This window comes from Delftia sp. BGA-UO-ETr-SB1, assembly GCF_059567865.1.
Genome location: NZ_JCAQOW010000005.1, coordinates 1,352,945 through 1,372,012, shown reverse-complemented (window position 1 = coordinate 1,372,012; position 19,068 = coordinate 1,352,945). Strand labels below are relative to the sequence as shown.

General features: G+C 70.5%; 15 protein-coding genes. 6 read left to right on the top strand and 9 right to left on the bottom strand.

All coding sequences use genetic code 11. From position 1 onward, the window contains the following. Positions 1–22: 22 nt before the first annotated feature. The 3 genes from AC57B5_RS16370 to AC57B5_RS16360 all read left to right on the top strand — a co-directional run bounded on the left by AC57B5_RS16370 (position 23) and on the right by AC57B5_RS16360 (position 4,208). Positions 23–2,467, top strand: a complete 2,445-nt coding sequence (locus tag AC57B5_RS16370) for an adenosylcobalamin-dependent ribonucleoside-diphosphate reductase (RefSeq protein WP_496399931.1) — start codon at positions 23–25, stop codon at positions 2,465–2,467. Next, complete coding sequence (locus AC57B5_RS16365) at positions 2,464–3,042, top strand: hemerythrin domain-containing protein (RefSeq protein ID WP_496399930.1); 579 nt, start codon at positions 2,464–2,466, stop codon at positions 3,040–3,042. Before AC57B5_RS16370 ends, AC57B5_RS16365 begins: the two co-directional genes overlap by 4 nt. A 71-nt stretch (positions 3,043–3,113) precedes the next feature. Then, positions 3,114–4,208 carry an AbrB family transcriptional regulator gene (locus AC57B5_RS16360; RefSeq protein WP_043820322.1) on the top strand — a complete coding sequence of 365 codons (1,095 nt, stop codon included), beginning with the start codon at positions 3,114–3,116 and terminating at the stop codon, positions 4,206–4,208. 8 nt (positions 4,209–4,216) lie between these two features. Here AC57B5_RS16360 and AC57B5_RS16355 read toward each other — a convergent pair whose 3' ends face one another. The 8 genes from AC57B5_RS16355 to AC57B5_RS16320 all read right to left on the bottom strand — a co-directional run bounded on the left by AC57B5_RS16355 (position 4,217) and on the right by AC57B5_RS16320 (position 13,847). Continuing rightward, positions 4,217–4,783 carry a glycerol-3-phosphate responsive antiterminator gene (locus tag AC57B5_RS16355; protein WP_012203049.1) on the bottom strand — a complete coding sequence of 189 codons (567 nt, stop codon included), beginning with the start codon at positions 4,781–4,783 and terminating at the stop codon, positions 4,217–4,219. Between the two features lies 1 nt (position 4,784). Continuing rightward, positions 4,785–6,335: an FAD-binding oxidoreductase gene (locus AC57B5_RS16350; protein ID WP_012203050.1), complete on the bottom strand. Its 1,551-nt coding sequence runs from the start codon at positions 6,333–6,335 to the stop codon at positions 4,785–4,787. Then, positions 6,329–8,011, bottom strand: coding sequence for a glycerol-3-phosphate dehydrogenase/oxidase (locus tag AC57B5_RS16345; protein WP_496399929.1), 1,683 nt, complete (start codon positions 8,009–8,011; stop codon positions 6,329–6,331). Before AC57B5_RS16345 ends, AC57B5_RS16350 begins: the two co-directional genes overlap by 7 nt. Beyond that, the gene (locus tag AC57B5_RS16340) at positions 8,008–9,549 is read right to left on the bottom strand and encodes an FGGY family carbohydrate kinase (RefSeq protein WP_496399928.1); all 1,542 of its coding nucleotides are present in this window, start codon (positions 9,547–9,549) and stop codon (positions 8,008–8,010) included. The genes AC57B5_RS16345 and AC57B5_RS16340 overlap by 4 nt, the downstream gene beginning before the upstream one ends. A 13-nt stretch (positions 9,550–9,562) precedes the next feature. Further along, positions 9,563–11,011 carry an MFS transporter gene (locus AC57B5_RS16335; RefSeq protein WP_034390051.1) on the bottom strand — a complete coding sequence of 483 codons (1,449 nt, stop codon included), beginning with the start codon at positions 11,009–11,011 and terminating at the stop codon, positions 9,563–9,565. A gap of 241 nt (positions 11,012–11,252) precedes the next feature. Then, on the bottom strand, positions 11,253–11,546 hold the full coding sequence (locus AC57B5_RS16330; protein ID WP_012203054.1) for a BTH_I0359 family protein: 294 nt from the start codon (positions 11,544–11,546) through the stop codon (positions 11,253–11,255). 205 nt (positions 11,547–11,751) lie between these two features. After that, complete coding sequence (locus tag AC57B5_RS16325) at positions 11,752–12,900, bottom strand: DUF3108 domain-containing protein (RefSeq protein ID WP_496399927.1); 1,149 nt, start codon at positions 12,898–12,900, stop codon at positions 11,752–11,754. Positions 12,901–13,067: 167 nt separating this feature from the next. Next, on the bottom strand, positions 13,068–13,847 hold the full coding sequence (locus AC57B5_RS16320) for an IclR family transcriptional regulator (RefSeq protein WP_012203056.1): 780 nt from the start codon (positions 13,845–13,847) through the stop codon (positions 13,068–13,070). Between the two features lie 126 nt (positions 13,848–13,973). Between AC57B5_RS16320 and AC57B5_RS16315 the strand changes: the two genes are divergently transcribed. The 3 genes from AC57B5_RS16315 to AC57B5_RS16305 all read left to right on the top strand — a co-directional run bounded on the left by AC57B5_RS16315 (position 13,974) and on the right by AC57B5_RS16305 (position 17,062). Further along, entirely contained in the window at positions 13,974–14,996 is a 1,023-nt protein-coding gene (locus tag AC57B5_RS16315; protein ID WP_034390060.1) for a fumarylacetoacetate hydrolase family protein, read from the top strand. Beyond that, positions 14,993–16,006, top strand: coding sequence for a TraB/GumN family protein (locus AC57B5_RS16310; RefSeq protein ID WP_496399926.1), 1,014 nt, complete (start codon positions 14,993–14,995; stop codon positions 16,004–16,006). Before AC57B5_RS16315 ends, AC57B5_RS16310 begins: the two co-directional genes overlap by 4 nt. A gap of 81 nt (positions 16,007–16,087) precedes the next feature. After that, complete coding sequence (locus AC57B5_RS16305; RefSeq protein ID WP_071954246.1) at positions 16,088–17,062, top strand: Bug family tripartite tricarboxylate transporter substrate binding protein; 975 nt, start codon at positions 16,088–16,090, stop codon at positions 17,060–17,062. Positions 17,063–17,301: 239 nt separating this feature from the next. Here the strand turns inward: AC57B5_RS16305 and AC57B5_RS16300 are convergent, their stop codons facing one another. Then, positions 17,302–19,059 carry an ABC1 kinase family protein gene (locus tag AC57B5_RS16300; protein WP_496399925.1) on the bottom strand — a complete coding sequence of 586 codons (1,758 nt, stop codon included), beginning with the start codon at positions 19,057–19,059 and terminating at the stop codon, positions 17,302–17,304. Positions 19,060–19,068 lie beyond the last annotated feature (9 nt).

The following is a 19,068-nucleotide window of genomic DNA, read 5'->3' as shown; positions in this document are numbered from 1 at the left end:
AGTCAACACGGGAGCCATGCCAATGCATCGCGAAAACCTGGGCCGCGCGCAGGACGCGGCGGATCTGCAGCCCATCAGCCTCGATGTGCTGCGCGAAAAATACCTCAAGAACGGCGAGACCGGCGTGGGCGAGCTCTACGCCCGCGTGGCCCGCGCCCTGGCCTCGGTCGAGCCCGAGGCGCGCCGCGCCGAATGCGAGGCCCTGTTCCTGGCCAACCTGCAGGCCGGCGCCATAGGCGCGGGGCGCATCATGAGCGCGGCCGGCACCGACCTGCAGGCCACGCTGATCAACTGCTTCGTGCAGCCCGTGGGCGATTGCATCCAGGGCGTGGACGACGGCGGCTACCCCGGCATCTACGAAGCCCTGCGCGAAGCCGCCGAAACCATGCGCCGCGGCGGCGGCGTGGGCTACGACTTCTCGCGCATCCGCCCCCGCGGCGCCGAGGTGCGCGCCACCGCCTCGCTGGCCTCGGGCCCGTGCAGCTACATCAACGTCTTCGACCAGTCCTGCGCCACCGTGGAAAGCGCGGGCGCGCGGCGCGGCGCCCAGATGGGCGTGCTGCGCATCGACCACCCCGACGTGCTCGAATTCATCACCGCCAAGCGCACGCCGGGCCGCTGGAACAACTTCAACGTCTCGGTCGGCGTCAGCGACGCCTTCATGCAGGCCGTGGCCGAAGACCAGCCCTGGCACCTGGTGCATCGCGCCCGCCCCGGCACCGCCCTGCTGGAGCAGGGTGCCCACCAGCGCGCCGACGGCCAGTGGGTCTACCAGACCCTGCCCGCCCGCACGCTGTGGGACACCATCATGCGCTCGGCCTACGACTTCGCCGAGCCCGGCATCCTCTTCCTGGACCACATCAACGACGACAACAACCTGCGCTACTGCGAGGAGATCGCGGCGACGAATCCTTGCGGTGAAGAACCCTTGCCGCCCTACGGCTGCTGCGACCTCGGCCCCGTCATCCTCACGCGCTTCGTGCGCCATCCGTTCGGCTTCGCGGGCGAGCCTGTGTTCGACTTCGAGGCCTTCGAGCGCGCCGTGGCCGTGCAGGTGCGTGCGCTGGACAACGTGCTGGAGCTGACCTGGTGGCCGCTGCCGCAGCAGCGCGAGGAAAGCGAGGCCAAGCGGCGCATCGGCGTGGGCTTCACGGGCATGGGCAATGCGCTGGCCATGCTGCGCCTGCGCTACGACGCGCCCGACGGCAGGGCCATGGCCGCGCACATTGCCGAGCGCATGCGCGATGCGGCCTACGGCGCCTCGGTGGAGCTGGCGCGCGAGAAGGGGGCCTTCCCCAAGTTCGACGCCGATGGCTACCTGGCCGAAGGCACCTTCGCCAGCCGCCTGCCCGATGCGCTGCGCCAGCGCATACGCCAGCACGGCATACGCAACAGCCACCTGCTGTCCATCGCGCCCACGGGCACGGTCAGCCTGGCCTTTGCCGACAACGCCTCCAACGGCATAGAGCCGCCGTTCTCCTGGACCTACAAGCGCAAGAAACGCACGGCCGATGGCGGCAGCGCCGAGTACGCGGTCGAAGACCACGCCTGGCGGCTGTACCGCTCGCTGGGCGGCGACGTGCAGCAGCTGCCCGAGTACTTCGTCAGCGCGCTGCAGATGCCTGCGGCCGGCCACATCGCCATGATGCAGGCCGTGCAGCCCTTCGTGGACACGGCGATCTCCAAGACCGTCAACGTGGCGGCCGACTATCCCTATGAGGACTTCAAGGACCTGTACCGCCAGGCCTGGAAGGCAGGCCTCAAGGGCCTGGCCACCTACCGGCCCAACACCATCCTGGGTGCCGTGCTCGAAACCCATGCGCCCGAATCTGCTGAAAAGCCGGCCTCCCCCGCGCCGGCGGGAGCGGCGGCTTCCGCACCCGACCCGCTGCGCACCGTGATAGAAAGCCGCCCGCAGGGCGCGCTGGACGCCGTGGCCGAGAAGATCGAGTACTGGACCCAGCAAGGCCCCAAGCGCCTGTACCTGGTCGTCTCCTTCCTGCCCGTGGTCCTGCCCGATGGCCGCACGGTGGACCGCGCCATCGAATTCTTCATGCCCGTGGGCCAGAGCGGCGAGTCCCAGCAATGGGTGACCTCCAGCATGCGCCTGCTGTCACTGGCCGCGCGCGGCGGCTTCCTGGAGCGCGCCCTCAGCGATATGCGCAAGGTGGCCTGGGACCGGGGCCCCGTGCGCCTGGGCACCCACCAGCGCGACGACGGCACGCGTGTGCCCATGTGGCACGACTCCGAGGTGGCCGCCATCGCCTATGCGGTGCAGAACATCCTGGCCCGGCGCGGCAGCGGCGCGCCGCCCGCGCCATCGCCGCTGCCCGAGCCCGAGGCCCTGGCCACCGACCCCATGGTCATGGCCGGCCGCAAATGCGAGGAATGCGGCGCCCATGCCGTGATCCGCAAGGACGGCTGCGAGTACTGCACGGCCTGCGGCAACCTGGGGAGTTGCGGGTGAAAGTTACCGTGGCCCCGCGCCCGCAGGGCGATGCCGTGCCCGGCTGGCGCGCGCCCGGCACGGGCTTCGACCAGCCCTTCGAGATGCTCGAAGCCTGCCACGAGCGCGTGCTGCGCATGCTGGCGCTGCTGGACCGGTTGCGCGTGCATCTCCAGACCAAAGGTTGCGACGACAGCGCACGCCAGGCGGCGCGCGACATCCTGCGCTACTTCGACCAGGCGGCGCCGCTGCACCATGAGGACGAGGAGCTGCATGTCTTCCCCCCGCTGCTGGAGCAGGGCGATGCGCAGACCGTTACCCTGGTGCAGCGCCTGCAGCGCGAGCACGGCCTGATGAGCGCCGACTGGGCGCTGGCGCGCCAGCCGCTGCTGGACATGGCCGAGGGGCGGTCCCAGGGTTTTGGCGCGGCTGACGAGGCGGTGTTCGAACGCTTCGCGGCCTGCTATGCCAGCCATGTCGAGAATGAAGAGCGGCTGGCCTACCCGCAGGCGCGCGGCCTGCTGCCAGAGGCAACGCAGGCGGCCATGGGCCGTGAGATGGCCGTGCGGCGCGGCGCGGACCTGTCACGGAGATAGCGCCGCCGGCAGCGCGCGGGAGCCGGCGCGGCGATACTCGCAGGCTTTGAACCTGCCCCGCCTCGCCTGCCATGCCCGAGCGCCGCCCCATTTTCCTGCTTCGCATCGCACTGACCCTGCTGGGCGCCTTTGCCGCCGCCCAGCTGTGCCTGTGGCTGCGCACGCCGCTGCCCTGGATGCTGGGGCCGCTGATCGCCACTTCGCTGGCCTCCATCCTGGGCGCGCCCACGGCCAGTGCGGGCCGGCTGCGCAACGGCGGGCAGTGGATCATCGGCGCCTCGCTGGGCCTGTATTTCACGCCGGCCGTGGTGCAGTTGATCGCGGGGCTGTGGTGGGCGATCGCCGTGGCCATCGTCTGGGCGCTGCTGCTGGGCTGGGGCTTCGGCGCCTGGCTGTACCGCGTGCATGCGCCGCGCATGCCGCAGATACCGGCTGGCGAGATGCGCGCCACCACCTACTTCGCGGGCGCCATTGGCGCGGCCTCTGAAATGACGCTGCTGGCCGAGCGCGAGAACGCGCGCACCGACCTGGTGGCGGCCAGCCACAGCCTGCGCCTGGTCATCGTCACCGTGAGCATTCCGTTTGCGCTGCAGTGGAGCGGCCTGCACGGGCTGGAGGGGCTGACGCCGCCCAGCATCCGCATCGTCGAATGGCCGGGGCTGGCGCTGCTGGCCGTGCTCACGGGCCTGGGCGCCTGGGCCATGGACCGGCTCAAGCGGGCCAACCCCTGGTTCCTGGGCGCGCTGCTGGTGTCCATGCTGCTGACCATGTGCGGCCAGGAACTGTCGGCCGTGCCCCAGGCCCTGGTCAATGCGGCGCAGCTGGTGATCGGCATCAGCCTGGGCGTGCGCTTCAAGCGCGAATTCCTGCACACCGCGCCGCGCTGGCTGGGCTCCGTGGCTGTGGGCACCGTGGGGCTCATGGCGATCTGCGCGGGATTTGCCTGGCTGCTGCACCTGGCCGTGGACCTGCCCTGGGTCACCCTGCTGCTGGGCACCTCGCCGGGCGGCATCACCGAGATGGCCATCACCGCCAAGGTGCTGCAGCTGGGCGTGCCCGTGGTCACGGCCTTCCAGGTCTGCCGGCTGATCGCCGTGCTGCTGCTGGTGGCGCCGCTGTTCCGCTGGGTGGAGGCGCGCGGGCCGGCCGCGTCGCGCACGGCCTAGGGCCCACCTCACCACAGCCCACTGTCGCTGGTAGACACCGCAATCGCCCCACCGGCCAGCGCTTGCTGGACCTGCTCCTGGCTGCAGACGAAGCCCGAGGCCACCAGGGGCGGCAGGATGCGGCGCTCGGCCTCGGTGATGTGGGCCAGCATGGGGGCGGGCATGATCTGCACGAGGTTGGGGTCGCTCTGCTCCACGGCCTTGATGCTGCGCGGCCAGGTGGAGCGGTCGGTGACGAAGACCTTTTGCATGGTCAGCAGCCCGGCCTTGTTGGCGCGCTGGATGGTGGCCACGCGCGTGGACAGCAGGCTGCTGGCGCCCAGGTCCACAAGGTAGTCCACGCCGCCCTTGTCGGGCGAGATGCCGTCGCAGCTGTCGATGTTGACGATGGCGATCTTGCCCGCCCCGGTGATGGTGGAGATCACCGAGCGCAGGCGGCGCAGTTCGATGTTGGCGACGATGGCGACTTCGGCCTGGCTGGCCAGCAGCGCGTCCATCTGCTCGGCCCCGTACAGGGTGGCGATGACGGGGCGGCGCGCCAGCCGCGCGCCCAGGGAGTTGTCCGGGCGGCCCATGTCAGAGGTCCAGCCCCAGCTTGCCGGGGTTGAGCAGGTTCTTGGGGTCCAGCATGCGCTTGGTGGCCTCCAGCAGCGCAAAGGCCGGGCCCAGCGATTGCCGCATGTAGGGCGCGCGCAGCAGGCCCACGCCGTGGTGGTGGCTGAGCGTGGCGCCGTGGCGCAGCAGCACGGCGTTGGCCGCGTCCCAGGCCGCGCGGTACCACTGGGCGCGCTGGTCCACGGCCACCTCGCCGCGCAGCGAAAAGTACAGGCAGGCGCCATCCACATAGGCATGCGACTGGTGGGCCGATCCGGCCAGGGTGCCGGGGATGGCCTGCAGGGCGGCGACCACTTCCTCGTAGATGGCCGGCAGGTCTTTCCAGGGGCCGCACATCTCCAGCGTGTCGGCGACGAAACCGGGGCCTTTCTTGAAGCCCTCGGCGCTCTTGCCGGTCAGGTAGCGCGTGTCCAGCCAGCGCTCCAGGGTGGCGGCGCCGTCCAGCCGTTCTCCCAAAGGTGCACACACACGCTCGCAGATGGCCATGACGGCATCGACGATCTCGGGCGCGCCTTCGTCGGCGATCAGCAGCACGTTGAGGTCGCTGCGGCCGAATTGCACGCCGCTTTCCAACGCGTCATACAGCCGCAGCGCGGCGGGGTTGGCGCCTTGCTGCAGGATCTGGCGGCAGGCCTCCAGGCCCTGGGCAAAGCTGGCGAAGCCATAGGCGATGGCGCGGCCGTGGTCGGGCAGGCGGTGCAGCTTGAAGCGGATGCGCACGATCACGCCCAGCGTGCCTTCCGAGCCGATGAACAGCTGCTGCAGGTCCGGGCCGATGGCCGCGCGCGCGTAGCCGCCCACGGTGACGAGGCGGCCATCGGCCAGCACCACGTCCATGCCGTGGACCATGTCCTCGATCTTTCCGTAGCGCGTGGACAGCTGGCCCGCGCCCCGGCAGGCCACCCAGCCGCCCACGGTGCTGATGCCGAAGGACGAGGGCCAGTGGCCCATGGTCATGCCGTGGCGGCGCTGGATGGTTTCCTCGAACACGTCGCCGAACATGCCGGCCTCGACCTCGACGATCTGGCTTTGCTCGTCCATGGCGATGAAGCGATTGAGTTCGCACAGGTCCAGCACGATGCCGCCGCGCAGGGGCAGGGCCGCGCCCGTGACGTTGCTGCGCCCGGCCGAGACGGTGACGGGAATGGCGTGCGCGTCGGCAATGCGCATCACGGCCTGCACCTGCTCCACGGTGGATGCATGGGCGATGACGGCCTGTGGCGTGGCCGGGTGGCCCGAGGTCTCGGCCACCATGGTGCGCGCCCACCAGTCGCGCGTGCCGGCGACGATGTCGGCGCGCTCGGTCTGCACGCGGTCGCAGGCGGCGCGCAGCGCGGCGAGCGCGGCCTCGGGCACGGCCACGGGTTCGTGCTGCAGGCCGCAGGCAGGACCTTCGGAGGCAGGGCGGTCGGCTGCAGGTGCGGCCTGCGCCGCCCAGCCTGGGGTCGTGGGGGCGCCCACCACGTAGTTGCGGCGGTTGTAGCCGCGGGCGATTGCGTCTTTGCTCAGCATTGGATGTCTCCCATCAAAATCTGTTTTTCGCGCTCCACGGCGCGGCGGTAGTCGTGGACCTGTTGCGCGACCTGCGCGGGTGTCAGTCCCAGTTCATCGGCCAGGATGTCGCCCACGCGCTGCGCGGCGTGGGCCGAGGCATCGCGCGCCATGAGGCGGGCGCGCAGGCGGCGCGAGAGCACGTCGTCCACGCTGGCCGCCATTTCGTGGCGCACGGCGTAGAGGACTTCGGCCTCGGTATGGGGCAGTCCCTGCACGATGGGCCGGGCCAGTTCGGGCCGTGCGGCCAGCAGGTCGCTGACGAAGCGCGCCTCCGTGCCGTAGCGCTCGCCCAGGTGGGCCGACAGGCCGCCCGTGGCCGTGATGGCCTGGGCGTCGTAGCCGGCCGCACCCAGCACAAAGGCAGAGGTGGTGGTGCAGCGCGTGCGCCGGCCCAGCAGTTTCTCCACGGCGTCCACGGTCTGCTCGGCCATGTGGCGCGAGGTGGTGAGCTTGCCGCCGACGATGGTGACCAGGCCGTCGGCCGCCACATGGATTTCGTGGTTGCGCTTCATCTCCACGGTCTTGCCGCCGGGCGGGCCGACCAGGGGGCGGCAGCCGGCGATGGAGCCGACCACGTCCTCGGGCGACAGGTCCACCCTGAGCGCCGATCGGGCGCCTTCCAGCAGGAAATCCAGCTCGGTGCGCGTGCAGTGCACATCGTCCAGGCCGCCTGCGTAGTCCTCGTCGGTGGTGCCCAGGTAGGAGACATCGCCCCAGCGCGTGATGGTGGCGCGCCGGCTGCGGCCCGGCACGGGAATGGTGACGGTGCAGTCGTTGCGTATGCGCAGCCAGGGAATGGCCACGTGCACGCCTTTTGCGGGGCGCACATGCAGCCGGGGCTCCTGGCCGGGCTTGCGGCCATCCCAGTCGCGCAGCCACACGCCCGTGGCCATGACCACGCTGCGCGCGCGCACCGTGATCTCGCGGCCATCGGCCTGGACGATGGCGCCGTCCACGCGGCCGTGGGCGTTGCGCGTGACGGCGGTGGCCTGGCAGTGGTTGAGCACGGCCGCGCCATGGAAGGCCGCCGTGCGCGCCACGGCCAGCGTGAGCCGCGCATCGTCCACGCGCGCGTCGAAGTACATGTAGCCGCCCAGGAGCTGCTCTTCGCGAAAGCTCGGGCAGTGCGACAGCACCTCGGCCTTGCCGAGCTTGCGGTGCAGGATGCCTTCGCGCCAGCCGCCGGCCAGGTCATAGGTCCACAGCAGGCTGCCGAAGGCCTTGGCCAGGCGGGCGTCGAAGACGCCGTCGCGCTCCATCACGGGAAACAGGAAGGGCAGGCGCTGCACCAGGTGCCGCGCATTGCGGCGCAGGCGCTGGCGCTCCAGCAGCGAGTGCCGCACCAGTCCCAGGTTGCCCTGCTCGATGTAGCGCAGGCCGCCGTGCACCATCTTGGAGGACTTGGACGAGGTGCCCGAGGCGAAGTCGTCCTTCTCCACCAGCGCCACGCGCAGGCCGCGCAGGCTGGCGTCCAGCGCCGCATAGGCGCCCGTGATGCCGCCACCGATGACCAGCAGGTCGAAGGCCTCGTCACCCAGCCGCGTGAGCTGGTCCGCGCGCTGCAGCTGCAGCGGCGCGGTCTGGGTCAGTGCGGCGCTGTCCCTGCGCTCCTTGCCAAAGGGCCATTGCATCATGCGCAGCCCTCCAGGGCGGCGCTGCGGCCGGGGGCCCGGGCGCGGGCCAGTTCGTCGCCCACGCGGGCGCGCCAGATGCGGCGGCGCTCGCCGCGCTCGTCGGCCGCCATGCGCGGGGTGAAGACCGCTTCGGTGCGCAGCGTGGCGCAGGCCTGCTCCAGCCCGTCCCACAGCAGGCCCGCGCTGCCGGCCATGAAGGCGATGCCGCGCAGGCTGGCCTTGTCGGTATCGGCCAGGCGTCGCACGGGCAGGCCGCCCAGGTCGGCCTGGATCTGCAGCAGCGCATCGCTGCCCGACAGGCCGCCGCCCACCAGCAGCTCGCCCACCTCGGTGCCCGAGGCCGCCTCGTCCGCCTGCACGCAGGAGGCCACGGAATGCGCAATGCCTTCGAGGATGGAGCGCGCCAGCTGCGGCCGCGAGGTGGCCATGGACACGCCCGAGATCGAGGCCCGCGCGCCCGGCTCCATGGCCGGCAGGCGCAGGCCCGTGAGCGCGGGGATGAAGACCAGGTCGGCCGGCGTCTCGGCCTCGCGGGCCAGGTTGCTGATCTGCTGCGGGTTGTCGAACCACTGCAGCTTCTCGCAGATCCAGTTGAGCGCCGAGCCGGTGGTGGGCACATAGGTCTCGATGGCATAGCGCGAGACACCGCCCATGCGCCGCGCGGTCATGGTCAGCGAGCTTTCGTGGGCCGCGTCATGCGCGGGCAGCTTTGTTCCCGTGAGCACATCGACGAAGCTGCCCGTGCCATGCACGCACAGCGCCTGGCCCCGCTCCAGGCAGCCCAGGCCCACGGCGGCCGCATGCTGGTCGCCCGCGCAGGCCAGGATGGGCACGGCCAGGCCCAGCAGCTCGCTGCGCGTGCGGCCGAAGTCCTGCACGTCCTCGCACAGGCGGGGCAGCAGCTCGGCGGGAAACTCCAGCGCGTCCAGCCAGTCCTGCAGATAACGGTGATCGCCCAATGCATAGGCGTTGCCCGAGGTCACATTGGTGGGCGTGGTGACCACGGCGCGCGCATCCGACAGATGCCACAGCAGCCAGGAGTCGATGGTGCCGAAGGCCAGGCGGCGCTGCTGCCAGGCACGGGCCACGGCCGCATCCTCACGCAGCTTGCGCGCGGCCCACAGGTAAGGCGAACGCACGCCCACGGGCCGGCCCGCGTGGCGGATCAGCCGGGCATCCCAGTCGCCGGCCAGCAGGGCCAGTTCGTCGCGGTGGCGCGAGTCCTGCCATACCATGATGGGGGCCAGCGACCGGCCTGTGACCGTGTCCCAGAGCACGGCCGAGCAGCGCTGGTTGGCAATGGCCAGGGCCACGATCTGCTGGCCGCTGCCCTGGGCGCGGGCGATGGCGCGGCGGCACACGTCCAGCGTGCGCTCCAGCAGCAGGTCGGCGTCCTGCTCGACCACGCCGGGGCGCGGGCAGTGGATTTCCAGCGGCAGATAGTCCTGGGCGGACACCTGCCCGTCGCGTCCCACGACGGCGGCGCGCGTGCCCGAGGTGCCTTCGTCTATGCAAAGGATCACGGCTTCATGGTGCATGGGGTGGTCTCTTTCAGGCGGTGGTTTGAGCGACCTTGGCGGGCGGGGCGGCGTCGTCCGCGAACTGGGGCGCGCCGGGCTCGTCGTCGGGGTTCACGGTGGTGCGCGTGGGGTCCCAGCGGATGGAAAAGCAGACGATGCTGGCCAGCAGCGGCACCACGGACAGGATGAGGAAGGTGTTCTCCAGCCCGTACTGCTGGCGGAACAGCGGGAACACCAGCAGCCCCAGCGCCGCGCCCATGGCGCCCAGCGCGCCGATCACGCCGTTGGCGCCCGCGCGCAGCTCGCTGCGGAACGACAGCGTGGACAGGCTCTTGCCGTTGGCGCCGGGCCCGCCCGAGTGAAAGAGGATGAACAGCGAGGGCACGGCCACGGCCAGCCAGATGGGCATGCGGCCGTTGAACAGGCCCAGCACCAGCAGCATCAGGAACACCAGCGCAAAGCCGAAGGCCGAGGCCCGTCGCAGGCCCAGCCGGCGCCCGATGACGGGCGACAGGAAGCCGCCGACGATGCCGAACACGTTGAACACCAGCGCGCCCAGCGTGGCCTCGCGGAAGTCCTTGCCGAACAGCGAGGCGCTGATCAGCGGCAGGTACCAGCCCACGGCAAAGTACTGGATGGACTGGCCTATCTGCACCGTGGCCGCCAGCAGCGTGCGCGGCAGGTAGATGCCGCGAAAGATCAGCAGCACATTGGCCAGGCCGCGCCGGGCCGGGTTGAGCACGGGCAGGCGCTCGGCAAGGGGCGCTGCCCTGAAGGTCTGGCCATAGATGCGCGTCATGGCGCGGGCCGCGTCATCAAGCCGCTCCTTGCGTGCCAGCCAGGTGGGGCTTTCCACCAGCAGCGCGGCCTGCATGCCCAGGATGAACACGCCGAACACGGCGGTGGCCGCGACCGAGTAGCGCCACAGCGAATCGCCCACGTCCCAGGAGTGGAACCACAGCGCCAGCACCAGGTTGCTGCACACAGCCATGTACCACATGCCCTGCCAGACATTGAGCCGGCTCTTGAGGCGGGCGGGCGTGAATTCGGCCAGCACCGCCATGGCGATGGCGAAGTCGATGCCATAGGCCGCGCCCACGAAGAAGCGGCCGAAGAGGATGGTGGCGTAGTCGGGCGCCATGCTGACCAGCAGCGCACCGGCCACGGCCAGCACCTTGGCGATGACCAGGGGGCGCATGCGGCCCCAGCGGTCGGCCATCCAGCCGCCGATGGGGTTGAAGGCGATGGACACCCAGGAGGCCAGCGACGTCATCCAGGCCACCTCGGCCGGCGTGAGCTGCTGGTCGCGCGTCATGGGCCCCAGGCCCACGCTGAGCGCGGAGTTGGAAAAGGCGTCGAGGAAAAGGCCGCCGAGTGCCAGCCACCAGATGGTGCCGGCGCGGCCTGAAATGCCCTGGCGTGCGTCGATGTACGAGATGACATCCTGAACGCCACGAATGCTGTGGCCTGTGGTTTGCATCGCTGCCTCCTGGTTGTCTGCAAGAGGCCGGCGCACACCACACAGGCGCGACAAGACCATCTCACAGATGGTCTTCAAATCTTGAACCTGCGCTCAGGATTCTAGGCAGGAGGCGCAGGCTGCGGATCGGTGAAAGCACCAGGGTCCGTGCAATGGCCGCGCCCAAAGAAAAAGCCCGCCGCAGAGAACCTGCGGCGGGCTCGGCACGCGGCCCCTTCAGGGGGCCGTGCGCTGTGTGCTGTCAGTGGACCACGACGGGCTGCTGGGCCAGGCCGGCGTAGCGATCCAGCGCGTCTTCCACCTCTTCCTCGGTGGGGGCGTCGAGCTGCCAGGCAATGATCTGCTTTTGGAACATCTCGGCCCAGGAGCCGTCCAGGTAGACCTCCTTGCCCGAGCGCTTGTCCACGATCTCGAAGCCGTGGCGTGGCAGTTGGCGGGCGGTGTCGACTGCCTCATTGCCAGCCGTTGCATCCGGATCCATGTCGGGACGCAGATGGAGCACCACAAAAGATTCGGAGTCGTAAAGCATTTGCATGGTGTTCCCTTTCTGGCCCGTTGCCGGGCGTCGCACAGCCTACATGGCTGCGAAGCGCCGGATTTCAAGAACCGTGGGGGTCCCGATCTATCACAGGCACTTGCATGCAGTATTCCACGGATTGGCATGCGCGGCGGCGTGCGCCGCAGGCCGCGCTGTGGTAGGCGGGCGGCAGCGGTGCCTGCAAGTGCCGGCCTACCCGCGATCAGGGCGCCTGGCGGCCCTTGAGCTGCAGGTCGGCGAAGTCGCCGTTGTCCTGCGCCAGCCGGATGCGCACGGGCAGGTATTGCATGGACGGCGCCAGCCACAGCGAGGCCTGCTGGTCATCGCCGGCCGCCGCGATCTTGTCCAGCCGCAGCGCCTGCGTGCTGCCCGAGGGCAGGTCCAGCGTCTCGGTCTCGCCCACGCGGAAGGTCCAGCGGTCGGCGCGCCGTGCGCTGACGGTGATGAAGCTGATCTGCGTGCCCGCAGGGTAGCGCTGCGGCGCCGCCGCCAGCAGGGCCGACAGTTGCAGGAACACGCTGAGCCGGTCCTGCGCGCCGGGCGCGATGGCGGCATCGGGCGCGCCCGTGCTGAAGTGCGCCAGGTTCTGGTCGAACGCCAGCTGCGCCGATTGCTCCTTGCGTGCCTTGTCGTTGAAGCGGCTGGGCTCCAGGCCCCTGTCGGTGATGCGGCCCTCGCTGGTCTGCGAGCGCGAGCCCAGCAGGAACAGGCTGACTTCCTGGCTGGCCCGGTACTGGCCGTTGGCATGGCGCCAGACCAGCTCGGCACTGGCCGAGTAGTTGAAGCGCTTGGCCTGGCCGGTGACGGCGAACGACAGCCGCGCGGGATCGGGCAGTTGCACGGGAACGGGGGCGTCGGAGGCCAGCGGCGTGCCGTCGGGCGAGGTGATGGCCATGCCCTGGGCCAGGCCGGCCGAGGGTGTGGACGGTGTTTCGGGTTCGGGCTTGGGAGCAGGCGGCGCCGGCGGTGTGGCCGGGGTTGCCCCGCTGCCGGCATCGGCGGTTTCAGAGGCTTCCGATGCAGCAGGCTCCGGCGCTGCGGCCATCGGCAAGGGCTCCACGGTTTCGCGGATGGGCGTGTCCAGCGGCTCGGGCGTGGGCGCGGGTGCCGGGCGCTGGACCTTGGGGCGAGGCTGCTGCGGCTTGGGCGCAGGCGCCTTCGGTGCGGGTACGGGTGCTGCAGGCGGGGGGGCGGGTGGCTCGGGCAGGGACAGCGCCCGCGTCTGCATGGCTGCCACCTCGGTGTGCGGCGCCGATACCTGGCTCCACAGCGGCAGGCCCAGCAGGGCCAGGGCGTGCACGCCCAGCACCACGGCGGTGAGGGCGGGCAGGGCGCGCTGGCGTAGACTCATGTCAGTTATCCATAGTGCTGCGCGCCACCCACAGCCCATGAAACCGGCGCGGCCCAAGGCCAGGGACAGCGAGCAAGGGCCTACGCCGGCCGCGCCGCCCCGCAGCGAGGCTGTCGTCCCCCTTCCAGGGGGAAGGCGCGAAGCGACTCAGGGGGTGTAGCTTCATCTCAGGCATTCCAGCCCAGGTCCTGGGACAGCTGCACGCAGGCCTCGCGCAGCGGCGCGTCGATGGCGCCGCCGTATTCGGGGTCGAAAGTTGCAATCGAGCCCAGCGTGGTCAGGCCCAGCACGATATGGCCCGAGGAGTCGAAGACCGGCGTGCAAAAGGCCACGATGCCGGGCAGCACGGTATCGACCACGCGGGCGGTGCCGCGCTCGCGCACCTCGGCCAGCATGGCGTCTATGGCCTCGGGGGTGAGCGGCAGGTCCTTGCGCTGGATGCGGCGGGCCTTGTCCACTTCGGGCTCCAGCAGCGGGGCCGTGACCTCGCGCGGCAGCCAGGCCGCGAAGCAGCGCCCGGTGGCCGAGGCCAGCATGGGCATGACATCGCCCAGGCGCAGGTTGGCGGTGACCGACTGGGCGCTTTCCTCCCAGTGCACGATGGTCGGCCCGTGGTTGCCCCAGACGGCGATGGCCGCCGTGTGGTGGATGCGCTCCATGAGTGCGGGCATGCGTTCGCGCGCCAGCCGCACGGGGTCCAGCCGCGCCAGCGAGGCCAGGCCCAGCTTGAGCGAGGCCGGGCCCAGGTCGTAGCGGGAGGTGCGCGCGTCCTGGGTGACCAGGCCGATGCGCTGGAAGCTCACGAGGTAGCGGTGCGCCTTGGCGGCGCTCATGCCGGCGTCGGACGCCAGGTCCTTGAGCATCTGCGGGCCCCGGGCGCGCGTCAGCGCCTCCAGCAATGTAAAACCGACCTCGACCGATTGAATCCCTGCGCGTTCCTTGTCCATTGCAATAGAATTTGGTTTTGTTTAGTTAAATCAATTTAACTTATCGTAATTCGTGGCTGCGTCGCCATGGGTATCCAGGCCGCTGCCCGGATGCCGTGGCGCGCGGCGGCGGCACGGGGGAGCAGCATGAAACTTGCCACATACAAGGACGGATCGCGGGATGGGCAACTGGTCGTGGTGTCACGCGACCTGAGCCAGGCCCATTATGCGACCGGCATAGCGAGCCGCCTGCAGCAGGTGCTCGACGACTGGAGCTACATGGCGCCCCAGCTGCAGGACCTGTACCACCTGCTCAACAGCGGCAAGGCGGTCCATGCCTTTGCCTTCGATCCGCGCCAGTGCATGGCGCCGCTGCCGCGTGCCTACCAATGGGCCGACGGCTCGGCCTACATCAATCATGTGGAGCTGGTGCGCCAGGCGCGCGGCGCCGAGGTGCCCGCCAATTTCTACACCGACCCGCTGATGTACCAGGGCGGCAGCGACGATTTCCTGGGCCCCTGCGACGACGTGGTGGTGCCCAGCGAGTCCATGGGCATCGACTTCGAGGCCGAGATCGCCGTCATCACCGCCGACGTGCCCATGGGCGCCACGCCCGAGCGTGCGCTGGGCGGCGTGCGCCTGGTCATGCTGGCCAACGACGTGAGCCTGCGCAACCTGATCCCCAATGAGCTGTCCAAGGGCTTCGGCTTCTTCCAGTCCAAGCCCGCCACCTCCTTCAGCCCCGTGGCCGTGACGCTGGACGAGCTGGGCGACGCCTGGAAGGGCGGCCGCCTGCACCTGACGCTGCAGTCCACCTGGAACGGCCGCAAGGTCGGCATGTGCGATGCGGGCGAGGACATGAGCTTTCACTTCGGCCAGCTCATCGCCCATATCTGCAAGACGCGCAATGTGCGCGCCGGCTCCATCGTGGGCAGCGGCACCGTGAGCAACAAGGGCGTGGAAAGCGGCAAGGGCAAGAACCGGCGCATGGAATGGCCCAAGGGCTACAGCTGCATTGCGGAGAAGCGCTGCATAGAGACCATCCAGGACGGCGCGCCCAAGACCGAGTTCATGCGCTTTGGCGACACCATCCGCATCGAGATGAAGGGCAAGGACGGCCAGAGCATCTTCGGCGCCATCGACCAGAACATCGTCGAGCCTGCCGAATGAGCCGCGTCTGCGCACCCTGGTGGCGCCTGGCGGGCAGGTCGCTGCGCGCCGGCCTGGCCGCGCTGGCGCTGTCGCCGCTGGCCGCGGCATTCGCGGCGCCCCCGGCCGCGGACCCCGTCACCTGCCCGCCCGAGGCGCGCATGCCCAGCCCGGACGAGATCCGCGCCATGCAGCGCAAGGCGCAGGACCGTGGACTGCTGTGGCGCATCGAGCACCGGGGCCGCACCAGCTGGCTCTACGGGACCATGCATGCGGCCAAGCTTGACTGGAGCGTGCCCGGCCCCACGGTGGCGGACGCGCTGCGCGCCTCCGACAGCCTGGCGCTGGAGCTGAACATCCTCGATCCCGAGGTCATGAAGGTCTTGTTCGCAGGCATGCAGGCGCGGCCCGATGCGCCGCCGCTGCGCGGCGATCTCCAGCGCCGGCTTGAGGAGCAAAGGCGCCTGGCCTGCGCCGGCCCCGAGCTGGCCCTGCTGCGCCCCGACGCCCAGGTGATCTCCCTGTTGTCGCTGGCCGGCCGCAGCGAGGGGCTGGACGCGTCCTATGGCATCGATTTCTCGCTGGCCGGCGTGGCGCTGGCCCTGGGCAAGCCCGTGCTGTCGCTGGAGACGCCCGAGCTGCAACTGCGCGAACTGGTCTCGGACGACCCCGCGCGCGTGGCCGAGACGTTGGAGTCCGGCCTGCGCCAGCTGGAAAGCGGCATCGCCTCCCAGAAGCTGGGACTGATCGCACGCGTCTGGGCCGATGGCCGCATCCACCTGCTGGAGAGCCTGCCCGACTGGTGCGACTGCATGGCCAATGCCGCCGAGCGCGCCGACTACGACCGCATGGTCTATGGCCGCAACCCCGGCCTGGCGCGCGAAGTGGCGCGGCAGATCCGTTCCGGCCGCAGCGTGTTCGCCGCCGTGGGCGCCCTGCACATGGTGGGCACGCGCGGCCTGCCGGCGCTGCTGGCGGCCCAGGGCTTCAAGGTGCAGCGCGTGGAGTTCCCCGCAGCCAGCCCGCCCTGAAACACACGGCCGCCGCCTCCATGAACAAGAGCAACAGGGCGCGGCCAGGACCCATCCACACCCATCCCACAGGAGACAACAATGGACCGTAGACAATTCCTGGCCGCCGTGGCGGCCACATCCGCCGGCATGGCCGCGCCTTTTGCACAGGCGCAGGACTGGCCCGCCAGCAACATCCGCTGGGTCGTGCCCTATCCGCCCGGCGGCGGCACCGACGTGCTGGCGCGCACCGTGGCCGAGGCCATGCGCCAGACGCTGAACCAGACCATCGTGGTGGACAACCGCCCCGGCGCTTCCACCAACATCGGCGCCCAGATCGTGGCCACGGCCAAGCCCGACGGCTACACCATCATGTCGGCCGACAACGCCGTGCTGGCCTACAACGAGCACCTGTTCAGCAAGCTGTCCTTCAACCCCGAAAAGGACTTCACCTACATCGGCGGCATCAGCCGCTTCCCGATGGCGCTGGTGGTGAACCCGAACTTCGAGGCCAAGACCTTCAAGGAATTCCTGGCCTACGTGAAGGCGCATCCGGGCCAGGTCAACTACGCCTCTCCCGGCAACGGCTCGCCCCACCACCTGGCCATGGAGATGTTCAAGAACCGCACGGGCACCTTCCTGACGCACATCCCCTATCGCGGCGCGGCGCCTGCGCTGGCCGACGTGATGGGCGGCCAGGTGCCCTGCATGTTCCTGGACCTGGCCTCGGGCCTGCCTGTGATCCAGTCGGGCAAGGTGCGGGCCCTGGCCATCGGCACGGGCAAGCGCGTGCCCAGCCTGCCCGAGCTGCCCACGCTGGCCGAGGTCGGCGTGCCCGATACCGAGGTCTATGCCTTCCAGGGCATCCTGGGCCCGGCCAAGATGCCCCCCGCCGTGGTGCAGCGCCTGAACGCCGAACTCAACAAGGCCCTGGCCAACCCCGCCGTGGTCAAGCGCATGCAGGACTTCGGCATGGAGGCGCTGCCCGGCACGCCCGAGCAGTTCCTGGCCATGTCGCGCGCGGAATCCAAGCGCTGGGGGGCGATCATCAAGAGTGCGGGCGTGAAGCTGGACTGACCCCCTGAGGCGCTGCGCGCCTTCCCGTTGCACGTCGCCCGTTGCACGGCGCCCCTTCTCGCTTCGCGGAGGGGGCGTACGGGCAGCCGGCGACACCCTCGGTGCGGGGCGGCGCGGCCGGCGTAGGCCCTTCCTCGGTGTCTCTGGGTTGGGCCGTGGCGGTTTTGGGGGCGGCGCCCGGCTTTGATCTGATGCGCTGGTGCTGCTTTTTTTGGCGTTCCTGATCGCCAATCCAGCCATCAATCCAGCGCCTTCTGCCTGCGCATGGTGGTGAAAAGAACGGCCAGGCTGGCGGCGGCGCCGGCCACGCCCAGGGCGGCGAAGAGGGGGATGCCCCACAGGCGCGGGCCCATGGTCAGCAGGCCGGGGGCCAGGCCCAGGATGAAGGCGCCGGAGACCACGGCCAGGGCCAGGCGGGTGGCGGCGCGTTCCAGTGCCAGGGAAAGGCGGTCGATGTGGCGTATGTCCAGATCGGCCTGCAGCCGGCCCGAGCGCAGTCTTTGCATCACCAGCCGCAGGGTGTGCGGCGCGTCGTCGGCCAGTTCCAGCCACTGCGCCATGGCGGCGCGGCGCTGGCGCGCGAGGCTGCGCAGGGAGTAGCGCTGCAGCAGCTGGGCCTTGACCAGGGGCGTGGCCGTCTGCACCACGTCGAATTGCGGGTCCAGCTGCAGCAGCACCTGGTCGGCCGTGATCAGGGCCTTGAGCAGCAGGGCCATGTCGGCGGGCAGGGCCACGCCGGTTTCGCGGGCCAGGGCCATGAAGTCCTGCAGCGCGCGGGACATGACCAGGCGGCCGTTGCTGGCGCCGGGGCCATGGCGGGTCACGAAGCGGTCCACGGCGGCCTCGATGCGCGCGGCCGAGGGCGGGGCGCGGCCGGGCATTTCGCTTTCGGCAGCCCATTCCAGCAGCACGCCCGAGAGGCTGCGGCCCTGGCCCTCGACCAGGGCGCGCATCAGGCCCAGCACCTGGCGGCGGCGCTGGGGAGACAGCCGCCCGACCATGCCGAAGTCGATGAAGCCCACGCGGTTGCCGGGCAGGGCCAGCAGGTTGCCGGGGTGCGGGTCGGCGTGGAACAGGCCGTCGCGCAGCACCATCTGCAAAAACGCGCAGGCGCCACGGCGCGCCAGCAGCGGGCCGTCCAGTGCGGGGTCCGCACCCACGGCCGAGGCCGGCACGCCCGGCACGAAGTCCTGCACCAGCAGGCGCGGCCCGCTCAATGCCCAGTGGATGGCCGGCACGACGATCTCGGGCTGGGCCGCGAAGTGCCGCGCCACGGCATCGCCGTTGTGGGCTTCGACGGTGAAATCCAGTTCCTCGCGCAGCGCCTGGCCCAGCTGGCGCGTGACTTCGCGCGGGCGGTAGCGTGCCAGCTGCGGCCATTGTTCCTGGGCCAGCAGCGCCAGGTGCTCGAGCAGGCGCAGGTCGGCTTCGATCTGGGGGCGCAGCCCGGGGCGCTGGACTTTGACCACGACTTCGATGTCGGCAGCGCTGGCCGCAGGGGTGCTGTCGCTGCCGCTGCCGTCCTCCTGGTCTTGCCGGTCATCCCGGTCTTCGGCCGCAGGCAGCCGCGCGCGGTACACCTGGGCCATGGAGGCCGAGGCCAGCGGCACGGGGTCGAAATGCGTGAACACCTGCTCCACGGGCAGGCCCAGCGACTGCTCGATCAACGGCTGGGCCGTCTTCCAGGGCAGCGGGGCGGCGTGGCTGTGCAGTTGCTGCAGGGCGGCCGTCCATTCGGGCGCGAGCAGGTCTGAGCGCGTGGCCATGATCTGGCCCAGCTTGACGAAGCTGGGACCCAGGTGTTCGAGGGCCATGCGCAGGCGCTCGGGGCGGCTGGCATCCAGCGGATGCTCGGGATGGGGCTGGCTGCCGCGTGGCGCGAAGCGGGCCAGGCCCAGCGTGTCGACCAGGTCGGCCAGCCCGAAGCGCAGCAGCACGCCGACGATCTCCTGCAGCCGGGCACGGTCGCGCACGGCGACCACGGCGGTTTGCAGCATGGGCATCTC